Origin of the sequence: Pseudomonas sp. MF6747 (genome assembly GCF_963890955.1) — a bacterium.
Taxonomy (GTDB): Bacteria; Pseudomonadota; Gammaproteobacteria; order Pseudomonadales; family Pseudomonadaceae; genus Aquipseudomonas.
In genome coordinates this window covers 110,348-124,353 of the sequence record NZ_CAWPSZ010000007.1, presented here as the reverse complement: position 1 = coordinate 124,353, position 14,006 = coordinate 110,348, and the positions used below count along the sequence as shown (strand labels likewise).

Sequence of the window (14,006 nt, the reverse complement as noted above, 5' to 3'; positions counted from 1 at the left end):
AACCGGTTTCAGAGGTAAACAACAATGCACAAATACCCCGTCTCCATCAGCCTTTCCAGCTACGGCGCCGAGCGTGTTCGCCAACAGGGCCAACTGAGTTTTGTCGACGTACTGAGCGCTGCCGGCGCCCAACGCATCGAATGGCGTGAAGAACTGCTGACCACCGAGCACCCGGCCACACTCGCCCAGGCTGCCGCCGCGCATGGCCTGGAATCGGTGTACTCCTCGCCGCTGGAACTGTGGGTCGCCGGCCGCGCGCAGCCCAACGCCGAGATGAATGACACCCTGGACCGCGCCCAGGCATTCGGCGCGCGCTGGTTGAAAGTCTCCCTCGGCTACTTCACCGACACCAACGACCTGCAAAGCCTGCACGCCCTGCTCAACCGACACCCGGTCAAACTGCTGGTGGAAAACGACCAGACCCTGCACGGCGGACGGATCGAGCCGATGCAGCGGTTCTTCACCGAGGTCGAGCGCCTGGGCCTGCCCGTCAAGATGACGTTCGACATCGGCAACTGGCAATGGCAAGACCAGTCCGCCCTCACCGCGGCGCGCTTGCTCGGTCGTCACGTGGATTACCTGCACTGCAAGGCCGTGGCCCGGCGCCAGGACGGCAAGCTGGTGGCCCTGCCGCCCGGCGCCACCGACCTGCATCTGTGGGAACGACTGCTCAAGCATATGACTCAAGGTATTACCCGGGCCGTGGAATTCCCGTTGCAAGGCGATGACCTGACCGAGGTCACCGCGCAACAGGTCGCCGCCCTCGCCATCCTTGGCCAACCCCGTGCGGAGAATGCCCATGTCTAAGATCGATATCCTGTCGTTTGGTGAAACCATGGCGATGTTTGTCGCCGAGCAGACCGGCGATCTGGCCCAGGTAGCGCAGTTCCACAAACGCATTGCCGGCGCCGACAGCAATGTCGCCATTGGCCTGTCGCGCCTGGGGTTCAATGTGGCGTGGCTAAGCCGGGTGGGGAATGATTCCCTCGGGCGTTTTGTGGTCGACACCCTGAAAAAGGAAGGCCTGGATTGCCAGCATGTGGCGGTCGATCCCTTGCACCCCACCGGTTTTCAGTTCAAGTCCCGCGAAGAAGCCGGCGCAGACCCTCAAGTCGAGTACTTTCGCAAAGGCTCGGCGGCCAGCCACCTGTCCATCGCCGCCATCAGCCCCACGCTGCTGCAAGCGCGTCACCTGCACGCCACCGGTATTCCGCCGGCGTTGTCCGAGGCCACCCGTGAGCTGTCCCGCGAGCTGATGACGCAGATGCGCAAAGCCGGGCACAGCGTGTCGTTCGACCCGAACCTGCGCCCATCGTTATGGGCCAGCCAGGCGCAGATGATCGCCGAAATCAACGCCCTTGCCGCCATGGCCGATTGGGTCTTGCCGGGTTTGAGCGAAGGTCGCTTGCTCACAGGCTTCGAAGACCCGGCCGACATCGCCGCGTTCTACCTCGACCAGGGCGCCGAGGCCGTGGCCATCAAGCTTGGGCCGGACGGCGCCTATTACCGCACCCAGATGGACCAGGGCTTCGTTGCCGCCGTGCCGGTGGAAAAAGTCGTCGACACCGTCGGCGCCGGCGATGGTTTTGCCGTCGGCATGATCAGCGCACTGCTGGAAAACCTCAGCTTCCCCGAAGCGGTACAGCGCGGTAACTGGATCGGCAGCCGCGCCGTGCAGAGCCGCGGCGACATGGAAGGCTTGCCCACTCGTTCGGAGTTACCCACTCGATCCGTTGCATGACGTACACCCTGTTGCCACAACTACAACAAGCTCAGGAGCAACTCCATGGATACCTTGAAACTCGCCACCCGCCGCTGGTGGTACATCATGCCTATCGTGTTTATCACCTACAGCCTGGCGTACCTGGACCGCGCCAACTACGGCTTCGCCGCCGCCTCCGGGATGGCCGAAGACCTGATGATCACCCCCGGCATGTCCTCGCTGCTGGGCGCGCTGTTCTTCCTCGGCTACTTTTTCTTCCAGGTGCCGGGGGCGATCTACGCGCAAAAGCGCAGCGTTAAAAAGCTGATTTTTGTCAGCCTGATCCTCTGGGGCGGCCTTGCCACCCTGACCGGCGTGGTGTCCAACGCCTATATGCTGATCGCCATTCGCTTCATGCTCGGGGTGGTCGAAGCCGCCGTGATGCCCGCGATGCTGGTGTACCTGTGCCACTGGTTCACGCGTGCCGAACGCTCGCGCGCCAACACCTTCCTGATCCTCGGCAACCCGGTGACCATGCTGTGGATGTCAGTGGTGTCGGGCTACCTGGTGCAGCATTTCAGCTGGCGTTGGATGTTTATCATCGAAGGCATACCGGCGGTGATCTGGGCGTTTATCTGGTGGAAGCTGGCGGATGAAAAACCCGCCGACGCCACGTGGCTGAGTGAGCAGCACAAAAAAGACCTCGAAAGTGCGCTGGCCGCCGAACAAGTCGGGATCAAGGCGGTTAAGAACTACGCCGAGGCCTTCCGCTCGCCCAAAGTGATCATCCTGGCGCTGCAGTTTTTCTGCTGGAGCATCGGCGTTTACGGCTTTGTGCTGTGGCTGCCGTCGATCCTCAAGGCCGGCCTGCAAATGGACATGGTCGAAGCCGGCTGGCTGTCGGCGTTGCCTTACCTGGCGGCGGTGATCGGCATGCTCGCGGTGTCCTGGGGCTCGGACAAACTGCAAAAACGTAAACGTTTTGTGTGGCCACCCCTGCTGATTGCCTCCATTGCGTTCTACGCCTCCTACGCACTGGGCGCCGAACACTTCTGGTGGTCCTACAGCCTGCTGGTCATCGCCGGCGCGTGCATGTATGCGCCTTACGGGCCGTTTTTTGCCATCGTGCCGGAGATCCTGCCGGCCAACGTCGCCGGCGGCGCCATGGCGCTGATCAACAGCATGGGCGCGCTGGGCTCGTTCGGCGGTTCGTACCTGGTGGGTTACCTCAACAGCACCACCGGTTCGCCCGGCGCTTCGTACCTGCTGATGAGCGGTGCGCTGATGCTGTCGGTGGTGCTGACGATTTTCCTCAAGCCCGGCGCCAGCGACCGTGAACGCGCGCCGATGCCGACCCTTGGATTGAAGGTGAAAACCCGATGAAAAAGTCTGTCGTTTTATACAAGAAACTCTCCGCGCCCTTGATGGCCCGCCTGCAGGAGCAGGCCGACGTCACGCTGATCGAAGCGCTCGACGAACCTGGCCTGGCCAAGCTGCGCGAGGCCTTGCCCCGCGCCCAAGGCCTGCTGGGTGCGAGCCTGCGCCTGGACGCCAAGCTGCTCGACCTGGCGCCACACCTTGAAGCGGTGGCCAGCGTCTCGGTGGGGGTCGACAACTACGACATCGACTACCTGACCCAGCGCGGCATCCTGCTCAGCAACACGCCGGACGTGCTCACCGAAACCACCGCCGATACCGGTTTTGCGCTGATCCTGGCCACCGCGCGCCGGGTGGTGGAGCTGGCCGACATGGTGCGTGCCGGCCAATGGAGCAAGAACATCGGCCCGTCCCATTTCGGCACCGACGTGCATGGCAAAACCCTCGGCATCATCGGCATGGGCCGCATCGGCGAAGCCCTGGCCCAACGCGGGCATTTTGGGTTTGGCATGCCGGTGATCTACCACAGCCACTCGCCCAAGCCGTTGGTGGAAGAACGCTTCGGCGCGCAGTACCGCAGCCTGGTGGATTTGCTCAAGGAAGCTGACTTTGTCTGCCTGACCTTGCCACTGACCGCCGAAACCGAAAAGCTGATCGGCGCTCAAGAGTTCGCGCTGATGGGCCCGGAGACGATCTTTATCAACATCTCGCGCGGCAAAGTAGTGGACGAGGTGGCGCTGGTTCAGGCGCTGCAGCAACGCACCATTCGGGCAGCGGGCCTGGACGTGTTCGAGCGTGAGCCGTTGAACCACGATTCGCCCCTGTTGCGTTTGAACAACGTGGTGGCCACACCGCACATCGGCTCGGCGACCCATGAAACCCGCGAAGCGATGGCCAAGTGTGCGGTGGACAACCTACTGGCGGCGCTGTCGGGCGAACGCCCGAAAAACCTGGTCAATCCAGCGGCCTGGAAACACTGATCCCCTGTGGGAGCGGGCTTGCTCGCGAAAGCGGTGGGTCAGTGCCAAAGGTGCAATCTGACAGACAGCATTCGCGGGCAAGCCCGCTCCCACATTGACCGTGTTCATCCAACGCAGCTTGCTGTGTAAACCCAATCCCCGTGGGAGCGGGCTTGCCCGCGATGGCGGTGGGCCAGTGCCACATGTGCAAACTGACACACTGCATTCGCGAGCAAGCCCGCTCCCACATTTGGACCGTCGTTACCTTCGAATCAGCGCAAGGCGCGGCGCAGCACTTTGCCCACGGTGGTCTTGGGCAACTCGCTGGTGCGGAACTCCACATACCGCGGCACTTTGTACCCCGTCAGGTATTCGCGGCAATGGGCGAGGATCTGCTCTTGCGTAAGGTTCGGGTCCTTGCGCACCACGATGATCTTCACCCTTTCCCCGGTGACGCCATCTTCCACGCCGACCGCCGCCACCTCACCCACGCCCGGGTGCATGGCCACCACGTCTTCGATTTCATTCGGGTACACATTGAAGCCCGAGACCAGAATCATGTCTTTCTTGCGGTCCACCAGGCGGATATAGCCGCGCTCGTCCATCACACCGATATCACCGGTCGACAGCCAGCCCTCGGCATCCAGCACCTCGGCGGTTTCCTTGGGCCGCTTCCAGTAACCCTGCATCACCTGCGGACCGCGCACTTGCAGTTCGCCTTGCTCACCGGTGTCGGCCAGCTCACCGTCCTCGCGGATAAAACGCACCCAGGTTGAAGGCAGCGGCACGCCAATGCTGCCGGTGAATTCCATCTCGCGCATGCGGGCGATATTGATCGGGCTGATGCTCACCACCGGCGAGCACTCGGTGAGGCCATAGCCCTCGATAATCGGCAGCCCGGTGACTTCCTTCCAGCGCTTGGCCACCGCCGTGTGCGTGGCCATGCCGCCGGCGATCACCATGCGCAGGGCGGAAAAGTCGCGCGCGCAGAACGCCTTGTTTTCGAGCAAACCATTAAACAGCGTGTTGACCCCGGCAATGCCGTTGAAGCGCTCCTTGCGCAGGATCATCTGCACGCGTTTCACATCACGCGGGTTGGCGATCAGGATGTTGCGCCCGCCCAGGCACATGAACATCAGGCAGTTCACCGTCAACGAAAAGATGTGGTACAGCGGCAGCAAGGTGACGTTGGTTTCCTGCTGGTCCTGGTCCAGTTGATCGCCGACCCAGGCCTTGGCCTGCAACAGGTTGGCGATGATATTGCGGTGGCTGAGCATCACACCCTTGGCGTCCCCGGTGGTGCCGCCGGTGTATTGCAAAAAGGCCAAGTCGTCGAGGTTCATGGCCACCGGAAAGTGATTCAACACCCGCCCCTGTTTCAGCACCCGATTGAAGCGCACCGCGCCTGGCAGGTTAAAAGCGGGCACCTGCTTTTGCACACTGCGCAAAATGAAATTCATCGCCGCGCCCTTGAAGGCACCCAGCAAGTCGCCAATGGCCGCCACCACTACGCGCTTGACGCTGCTGCCGGCCACGACCTTTTCCAGGGTGTGGGCGAAGTTTTCGAAGATCACCACGGTCTCGGCGCCGCTGTCCTTGAGCAGATGCTTGAGCTCATGGGAGGTGTACAGCGGGTTGACGTTGACCACCACCGCGCCGGCCAGGATGGTACCCAACAGGCAGATCGGGTACTGCAAGCAGTTGGGCATCATCAAGGCCACGCGGTCGCCCTTCTTCACGCCCTGGCCCTGCAGCCAAGCGGCAAACGCGATGCCTTGCACCTGCCAGTCGGCATAGGTCATTTCGGTGCCGATGCTGACGTAGGCGACGCGCTCGCGAAATTTCTCCAGGTGCTCAAGGAATACCTCGCGCAGCGACGGGTAGTCCTCGATACCGGCCTCGATGTCCGCCGGCACGCCGGGCAGGTAAGCGTTCAACCAGATCCGTTCGGTACGTTCCAGGCTTACAGCGTTCATGGCAGTCTCCTTGTTGTTGTTTTTATAGCGCTACTTTTCGACGATGGCCGTAACACCCAGCCCGCCCGCCGCGCAGATCGAAATCAAGCCGCGCCCGCCACCGTTGTCATGGATGGTTTTGGCCAACGCCGCCAACTGCCGGCCACCGGTGGCGGCGAACGGGTGGCCGCAGCCAAGCGAACCACCGTTGACGTTGATTTTGCTGCGGTCGATGGCGCCCAGCGGTGCGTCCAGGCCCAGGCGCTCACGGCAGTAATCGGCGTCTTCCCAGGCCTTGAGCGTGCACAGCACCTGGGCGGCAAACGCTTCGTGGATCTCGAAGAAGTCAAAGTCGGCAAAGCTCAGGCCTTCACGCTTGAGCATGCGTGGAACGGCATAGGCCGGGGCCATCAACAGGCCTTCGGTGCCGTCGACAAAATTCACCGCCGCAGTTTCGCCGGTACGCAGGTAAGCCAGCACCGGCAAGCCGTGTTCGGCAGCCCAGGCCTCACTGGCCAACAGCACCACCGAAGCGCCATCGGTCAGCGGCGTGGAGTTGCCCGCCGTGAGCGTGCCGTTGTGGCGGTCGTAGGCTGGGGATAGCCCGGCGAGTTTCGCAAGGCTGGCGTCAGCCCGCAGGTTGTTATCGCGCGCAAGGCCGCGATAAGGGCTGATCAGATCGTCGAAAAAACCACGGGTGTAAGCGGCATCCAGGCGCTGGTGGCTGGTCAGGGTCAACTCATCCTGGGCCAGCCGCTTGATCTGCCAGCGCTTGGCCATTGCTTCACAGTGCTCACCCATCGACAGGCCAGTGCGTGGCTCGCCATTGCGCGGCAGCAACGGCTTGAACAACATCGAGGGGCGCACCTTCAGCAACGCCTTGAGCTTATCGCCCATGCCCTTGGCGCGGTTGGCGGCGAGCAAGGTGTGGCGCAGGGATTCGTTGATGCCGATGGGCGCGTCCGATGTGGTGTCGCAGCCGCCGGCAATGCCGACGTCGATCTGGCCCAGGGCGATTTTATTCGCCACCAGCAACGCCGCTTCAAGGCCCGTGCCGCAGGCTTGTTGCACATCATACGCGGGGGTCTGGGGCGACAATGTGGTCGACAGCAGCGACTCGCGCGCCAGGTTGAAATCGCGCGAATGCTTGATCACCGCTCCCGCGGCAAACTCGCCCAGACGCTGGCCGTGCAGGTTGTAGCGGTCAATCAGGCCTTGCAGGGCGGCAACCAGCAAGTCCTGATTGCTGTCGTGGGCGTACACGCTGTTGGAGCGGGCGAACGGGATACGGTTGCCGCCGATAATCGCCACGCGTCGTGTCGGGGCCGGGTTGAAGCTGTAGTCACTCATTGACGGTTCTCATTCCAGACAAAAAGCCCACGCATATGCGGTTTATCGCCAGCCGCATTGCGCACTTCGAACTCACGGCGCGGGCCGGTCACGGGGCGATTCCACAGGGTGACCTGGCCGGGCAGGAAGATCGGCAGTTTGAAGTCGCAATGCGCCTGGGCGTGTTCCAGGCCGCCCGGCGGTTGCTGAGCGGCGAGTGCGCGGCCCAGGGTCCACATGCCATGGGCGATGGCGCGGCGAAAGCCGAAGATTCTGGCGCCGATCACCGAGGTGTGAATCGGGTTGAAGTCCCCTGACACCTTGGCAAAACGTCGGCCCAGGTCGGCCGGCACTGCCCAGCGTTGGCTGCACAACAGCCAGTCTTCCTGCAACGTCAGCGCGTCTTCCCACGGCTCGCCGACCGGGGCTTTCACGTCACGGCGCAGGTACAGGCTGTCGCTCTGCCACACCAGCGCGTCGGCGCTGTAGACCCGCGTGGCGATACTCAGCGCCTGGCCTTTGGGGTGCGCCACCCACCGCTCGCACCACACTTGCAGGCGCAACGCCTGGCCTTCGTGCAAGCGCTGGTGCTGATGAATGCGATTGGCCAGGTGCACCATGCCGCTAGCCGGATACGGAAAGCTCGGCCGTGTGAGCAGCATCAGGTGCAACGGGAACGCCAGCACGTGCGGATAGGACAGCGGCACACCCTGCTCGCGCCGGAAACCACAGGCGTGGCCATACGCGGCGACAGCGCCGGCCGACAGCGCCACCGCCGAACGCACCAGGCATTCCCTGGGCAGCAACGGCGCACCCTCAAGCTTGGGTTTGCGCAGCGCGCGCACGCCATCGAGCAACAGCTGGGTGCGCGACGGTGGCGGGTCGATGATCTGCGTCACGTAGTCCATGGTTCAGGCTCCCAGCAGGCTTTGGCCGCACACGCGTACGACTTGGCCGTTGACCCCGCCGGACGCCGGGTGCGCCAGCCAGGCAATGGTCTCGGCCACATCAATCGGCTGTCCGCCTTGGGACATCGAGTTCATGCGCCGCCCCGCCTCGCGGATCATCAGTGGAATCCTGGCCGTCATCTGCGTCTCGATAAAACCGGGCGCCACGGCATTGACCGTGACCTGTTGCGCTGCCGCCAACGGCGCCAGGCCGTGCACCAAGCCAATCACACCCGCCTTGGAGGTGGCGTAATTGCTTTGCCCCAGGTTGCCGGCAATGCCGGAGATCGACGACACGCACACAATGCGCCCGCCCGGGTTCAACCCTTGGTGGTGCAGCAACGCACTGCTCAACTGCAACGGCGCTTCCAGGTTGACCGCCAGCACACTGCGCCAGGCCGTCTCGGTCATTTTGGCAATGGTCTTGTCGCGGGTGATGCCGGCGTTGTGCACCACCACATCGAAAGCGCCGTACTGTTCGACGTGCGCCTGCAACAGCGCGGCCGAGTCGGGGGCGGTGATGTCCAGCGGCAAGGCTGAGCCGTTGACACCGGCGGCGGCCTGCTGCAGCGCTGCATGGGCTTGGGGCACGTCCACGCACACCACGTGGGCGCCGTCGCGGGCCAGCACCTGGGCGATGGCCAAACCGATCCCACGCGAGGCGCCAGTGACCAATGCGCGGCGCCCGGCAAAGGGCTTATCCCAGTTGACGGCAACCTCGCCATCCACCGGTTTTTCGAGGCGCACGACCTGCCCGGACACATAGGCCGAACGGCGCGACAGAAGAAACCGCAGGCTGCTGTCCAGGGCGTCTTCGGCGCCCGGCGCCACGTAGACCAATTGCACGGTGATCGCCCGGCGCAGTTCTTTTGCCAGCGAGCGCACCAGGCCTTCGAGGGCGCGTTGGGCGATGGCCTGGGGCAAGTCCCGGCAATGTTCGGGCGCAGTGCCCAGCACCACCACGCGGCCATGCTGACTGAGGCGCTTGGCATTGGCGTGGAAGAATACATAGAGCTCGTCGAGCTGCTGCAAATCGAGCACCGCCGTGGCATCGAACACCGCGCCCTGCACCTTGACCGTGGACGGCGCCCGGAGCGTCGCTGGCGTGGCCGCGACGGTGTCGGTGGCGGCAAAAATCTGCTGCACCTTTGTGGATAACCGCCCTGCCCCGGCGACGATGACCGGGTTGACCAAGCCCTGCTGGCCGCTGCGATGGCGCTGCAACGGCAACGGCTGCGGCAGGCCGATGGCCCGGGCGAGGCGCCCGCCCCACGGGGAGTTGACGAAGGAAAGGTAGCTGTCACTCATAGTAAGCATTCACTCACAACACACACTGGCTTTATAAACCCGATGCCGGTGGGCGCTGGCGTGCCTGCGCTGCAGACGACTCGGTCGTTCACAGGCACCGAGGTGATGCCATCGCAGGCACGCCAGCTCCCACCTTGATCGTGTTTCTCCTAGTTGACCGAGGCGTTTTCGCTTTGGGGTGTGCGACGTTTGGCGCTCGGCTCCAACGCTTGTTTGCGCTGCTGTAACGCCTCAAGCAAACCAAAGTCCTGCGGGAAGTCATCGACCTGGATGCCGTGGTCGGCGTATTCCACATAGCGGCCGAGCAAGGTGTCTTCCTCGTCGCTGATCAGGTCCAGCGCCCGCGCCTTGACGCGCCAGGCGCTGAACGCGGTGGCGGAAATCGGCATCGGTTCGATCAGGCCTTGCTTGACCGCCGACTTGAGGCGAGCGTCGATCAGCTCCACCTGCGGCAACAGGCGCAAGGCCAATTCGCCGTAGGCCAGCTTGTCGATTTCCGGGCGCGGGATGTAGGAATTGGCCAACAGGCGGTCGCGGGTTTCGCCTGGCGTCTGCACCACCTCAGCCACTTGGGCCAGCAAGCGATCCGACGGTTTGCGCAGGGGAATACCGAACGGAAAACTCAAGCCCCGCACCACTGCCGCAGCGGCGTTCGAGGGGTAGTTATCGAGCACTTCGGCCAGCGCTTCATGCGCACGTAACAGCGCATCCTGGGCGGCCCAGTGCACCAGCGGCAGGTCTGCCTGGGGCCGACCGTCGTCCTCAAAGCGTTTGAGCACGCAGGACAGGATGTACAACTGCGACAGAATATCGCCCAGACGCCCGGTGATACTTTCCTTGCGTTTGAGCGCACCACCGAGCACGCCCATGGACACATCCGAGATCAACGCCAGCACCACCGACAGCCGATTGGCCTGGCGGTAGTAGGACGCCAGCGCCGGCTCGGTCTTGGCCGGTGCAGAAAGCAGCCGCCCGCCGGTCAGCGAATGCACCCCGGCGCGTACGGCATTGGCGACGACAAAGCTCACATGGCCGAATATCGCGCGGTCGAAGGCTTCCAGTGCCTGGCGCTGGTCCGGGTTACGCGCGGCTTCCATTTCGCGGAACACATACGGATGGCAGCGAATCAGCCCCTGACCAAAGATGATCAGGCAGCGGGTCATGATGTTCGCACCCTCCACGGTGATCGCAATCGGGCTTTGCTGGTAGGCACGGGCCAGGAAGTTGTTGGGGCCCATGCAGATGCCTTTGCCGGCGACGATGTCCATGCCGTCGTTGACGATGATCCGCGCGCGCTCGGTGACGTGGTACTTGGCAATGGCCGAGATCACCGAGGGTTTTTCGCCGGCATCCAGCGACGCCACCGAGACCTTGCGCACCGCGTCGCAGGCATACAAATGCCCGGCCATGCGCGCCAGCGGCGCCTGCACGCCTTCGAACTTGCCGATGGGCAGGCCGAACTGCTTGCGCATGGCCGCGTAGGCGCTGGTGCCGCGTACCGCGACTTTGCCCAGGCCGACGTTGGCCGACGGCAGGGAAATCGCCCGCCCGGCTGCCAGGCATTCCATCAGCATGCGCCAGCCGTTGCCGACCTGTGCGCGGCCGCCGATCACCCATTCCAGGGGAATGAAGACATCCTTGCCGGTAGTCGGACCGTTCTGGAATACCGCATTCAGAGGCCAGTGACGACGACCGCTGTTGACGCCTGGGTGAGACGTTGGGATCAACGCGCAGGTGATCCCCAGTGAGCCCGCCTTGCCCAGCAAACCCTCCGGGTCTTCGGCGCGAAACGCCAGGCCCAGCACCGTCGCGACGGGGCCAAGGGTGATGTATCGCTTGTCCCAGGTCACTTTGAAACCCAGCACTTGCTCGCCCTCGTGCAGGCCTTTGCAGACGATGCCCAGGTCTGGAATTGCGCCGGCATCAGAGCCCGCATACGGGCTGGTCAGGGCAAAGCACGGGATGTCTTCGCCTCGCGCCAGGCGCGGCAAGTAGTAATTGCGTTGGGCGTCGGTGCCGTAATGCAGCAGCAGTTCAGCCGGGCCCAGGGAATTGGGGACCATCACCGAAATCGCCGCCGCCGAGCAGCGTGTCGACAGCTTCATCACCACCTGGGAGTGCGCATAGTGGGAGAAACCTTTGCCGCCGTATTGCTTGGGAATGATCATGCCCAGAAAACCGGCGTCCTTGGTGTACTGCCAGCCTTCGGGGGACATGTCCTGCCAGATCTGGGTGGTTTCCCAGTCGTTGGCGATGTCGCAGAGGGTTTCGACTTCGTTGTCGAGGAAGGCTTGTTCTTCGGCGCTGAGGCTGGCCGGCGCAGCCTTGAGCAGGCGATCCCAGTTGGGTTTGCCGCTGAACAGCTCGGCGTCCCACCACACCGTGCCGGATTCGATGGCGGCGCGTTCGGTGTCGGACATGGCGGGCATGATCGTACGAAACAGGCCCAAGGCCTTGCTGGTCAACAGCGCGCGCCGCAAGGGCTTGAGCGTCAGCAGCAGCGCGGGCACCACCACCAGCAGCGCCGCAACGCTGGTGCCCAGACCGGCCACCACGTTGAACAGGTAACCAAGCGCCAGCCAGATCAGGCCAACGCCCAGCCACAGCGCGGCGGCGGCTTGTCGATACGCCAGGGCAATCGCTGCTGCGACACCCACTAATAACCAGATAACCATGGGGAGACCTCTACCTAATCAGGGCATGGGCGATGCGCAGGTCGCTCGAAATGAGTGACGGCGTAAAGCCACACTACAAACTTGAAAAGACAAATTCAAATTTTGTTTTGAAATTTTTATTTAATGCCAAGGCTAAAAAAAACCAGGCTGAGCCCGTCAGCCTGTTGAATCAAAAAATGCGCTGCTGCACACGTCGCGAGCGCGAACCCCGCTTCGAGCCTCTGAACAAGGGCGCCAAGATGCGCTTGCCGCCCCTGTCCTCAACGCTGCGTGACGGCCTTAAAAGGCATAGGTTGCCGAAACAGCCACTACGTCACCGGATGATTCTGCCTTACCGTCCAGGCTCGCGGCGCCCAAGCGGTCCACGTTCTTGGTCTTGAGATTGACCTCCTGCACGAACTGATGGGAATACGCCAGATCCAGCGTCAAGCCCGGAATCGCCTTGACGTCGTAACCCGCACCCAGCGACAGGAAGTACCGGTCACCGTCCGGAATCCGCGGGTCGCGTGTAGAGTTGCGGGTCGGCGTCTGGTCGGACGCCACACCGGCACGCAATGTCAGCTCATCGGTCGCTTTGAAATCGCCACCAATGGAGTACATCCAGGAGTCGCGGTAGTTGTAGGGGATGGAAACGATCGTGTTGCCGTCGGACTTGAGGGTCAGGTCCTTGAAGGATGACCATTGGGTCCACACCGCACTCACACCCATGGTCAGGCGATCATTGAACTGGTGCACCCAGTCCAGGCCCGCAGTTGCCGGGATGTCCAGTTGAGTGCTGGCATTGGCGCCGTCGGGCATCAATTTCAGCCCCGGATAGGCCACTTCCGGGATAGTCCCGGTACCGCCGAATGGGCTCGGGCCCGTCATCAGCTGATACGAGAAGGCGTCGGCGCGAATATTGTACTTGCCCTCCATCTTGTTCTTGATTTTGGCGTGGTAATTGAGGCCGAGGCTGTCTTGCTCGGTGGGTTTCCAGACCACCCCCGTGAACCAACCCACCGACGTATTATCGACTTTGACTCGAATCAGCGACGTGCCCAGGCCTGCCGGGAACGGAATACCGCCCAATTCAGACTTGGAGTTGGCAGCGGCGGCGAGCAAATCGATATTCTGGCTGACGAAGCCTTTACTGTGCTGAACGATCATCCCGGCACCGATGGATAGGTCATCGCGCACCTTGAATGACAAGGACCCGGTCAACCCTACCGTTTCAATCTTGGTGTCCACTGCAAAGTCACGCAACTTTGAGTCTTCGTTCCAGGTGGTGCGCATGCCCTGCGGTACGACTTGGGCCAGACCGAACGAAAACCGATCACCCAGCGGCATCACCATGAACCCGGTTGGGAGCCATGCAGTGAACCCACCCTGGCCGCCGTCGTTGTTGTTCACCGTGGTCAGCGCGGGGTCGAAAGTACCGTCGGGGTTAAACGGTGTATTGGATACCGGGTTGCCCTGGTAATCATTGGCCTGGCCTTTGTACTTGATCTTGATCCGCGCGTAATCGACGGTCATTTGTGCAACGTTATGGTCAACAAAAGCCATTGCCGCCGGGTTGTTGAACGCCGAACTCGGGTCGTTCTTGAACAACGAACCACCACCGAACGCCCGCCCCCAGCCCGGTGCGCCATACGTCGGCGTGGAAAAACCGCCGGCTTGCACAGGCACGGCTACCATCAGCCCGCCCATCAACGCCAACCCCAGTAACGCCTGTACCTGTTGTTTTTTATTATTCATGAGGCACTCCTTATTGTTAT

10 protein-coding genes are annotated in these 14,006 nt (G+C 62.7%); 4 read left to right on the top strand and 6 right to left on the bottom strand.

The features are described from left to right. Positions 1-24 precede the first annotated feature (24 nt). The 4 genes from AACW30_RS09190 to AACW30_RS09175 are packed head-to-tail and all read left to right on the top strand — an operon-like array spanning position 25 to position 4,059. Positions 25-807 carry a sugar phosphate isomerase/epimerase family protein gene (locus tag AACW30_RS09190; RefSeq protein ID WP_200624825.1) on the top strand — a complete coding sequence of 261 codons (783 nt, stop codon included), beginning with the start codon at positions 25-27 and terminating at the stop codon, positions 805-807. After that, positions 800-1,741 carry a sugar kinase gene (locus AACW30_RS09185; protein WP_200624824.1) on the top strand — a complete coding sequence of 314 codons (942 nt, stop codon included), beginning with the start codon at positions 800-802 and terminating at the stop codon, positions 1,739-1,741. The genes AACW30_RS09190 and AACW30_RS09185 overlap by 8 nt, the downstream gene beginning before the upstream one ends. A gap of 45 nt (positions 1,742-1,786) precedes the next feature. Beyond that, positions 1,787-3,085 (top strand): MFS transporter, encoded by a 1,299-nt coding sequence (locus tag AACW30_RS09180; RefSeq protein WP_124417239.1) that lies wholly within the window; start codon positions 1,787-1,789, stop codon positions 3,083-3,085. Next, the gene (locus AACW30_RS09175; protein WP_200624823.1) at positions 3,082-4,059 is read left to right on the top strand and encodes a 2-hydroxyacid dehydrogenase; all 978 of its coding nucleotides are present in this window, start codon (positions 3,082-3,084) and stop codon (positions 4,057-4,059) included. Before AACW30_RS09180 ends, AACW30_RS09175 begins: the two co-directional genes overlap by 4 nt. A 251-nt stretch (positions 4,060-4,310) precedes the next feature. Here AACW30_RS09175 and AACW30_RS09170 read toward each other — a convergent pair whose 3' ends face one another. The 6 genes from AACW30_RS09170 to AACW30_RS09145 form a co-directional block, all read right to left on the bottom strand. After that, positions 4,311-6,014, bottom strand: coding sequence for an AMP-binding protein (locus AACW30_RS09170; RefSeq protein WP_106577854.1), 1,704 nt, complete (start codon positions 6,012-6,014; stop codon positions 4,311-4,313). A 30-nt stretch (positions 6,015-6,044) separates the two neighbouring features. Continuing rightward, a complete protein-coding gene (locus AACW30_RS09165) occupies positions 6,045-7,343 on the bottom strand; it encodes an acetyl-CoA C-acetyltransferase (protein ID WP_200624822.1) in 1,299 nt (432 codons plus the stop codon). After that, positions 7,340-8,230 carry a MaoC family dehydratase gene (locus tag AACW30_RS09160; RefSeq protein WP_200624821.1) on the bottom strand — a complete coding sequence of 297 codons (891 nt, stop codon included), beginning with the start codon at positions 8,228-8,230 and terminating at the stop codon, positions 7,340-7,342. The genes AACW30_RS09165 and AACW30_RS09160 overlap by 4 nt, the downstream gene beginning before the upstream one ends. 3 nt (positions 8,231-8,233) lie before the next feature. Beyond that, entirely contained in the window at positions 8,234-9,577 is a 1,344-nt protein-coding gene (locus AACW30_RS09155) for a 3-oxoacyl-ACP reductase (protein WP_200624820.1), read from the bottom strand. 149 nt (positions 9,578-9,726) lie between these two features. Continuing rightward, positions 9,727-12,252, bottom strand: a complete 2,526-nt coding sequence (locus tag AACW30_RS09150; RefSeq protein WP_200624819.1) for an acyl-CoA dehydrogenase — start codon at positions 12,250-12,252, stop codon at positions 9,727-9,729. Positions 12,253-12,531: 279 nt separating this feature from the next. Beyond that, the gene (locus AACW30_RS09145; protein ID WP_124417232.1) at positions 12,532-13,986 is read right to left on the bottom strand and encodes an outer membrane protein transport protein; all 1,455 of its coding nucleotides are present in this window, start codon (positions 13,984-13,986) and stop codon (positions 12,532-12,534) included. Between the last annotated feature and the right edge of the window lie 20 nt (positions 13,987-14,006).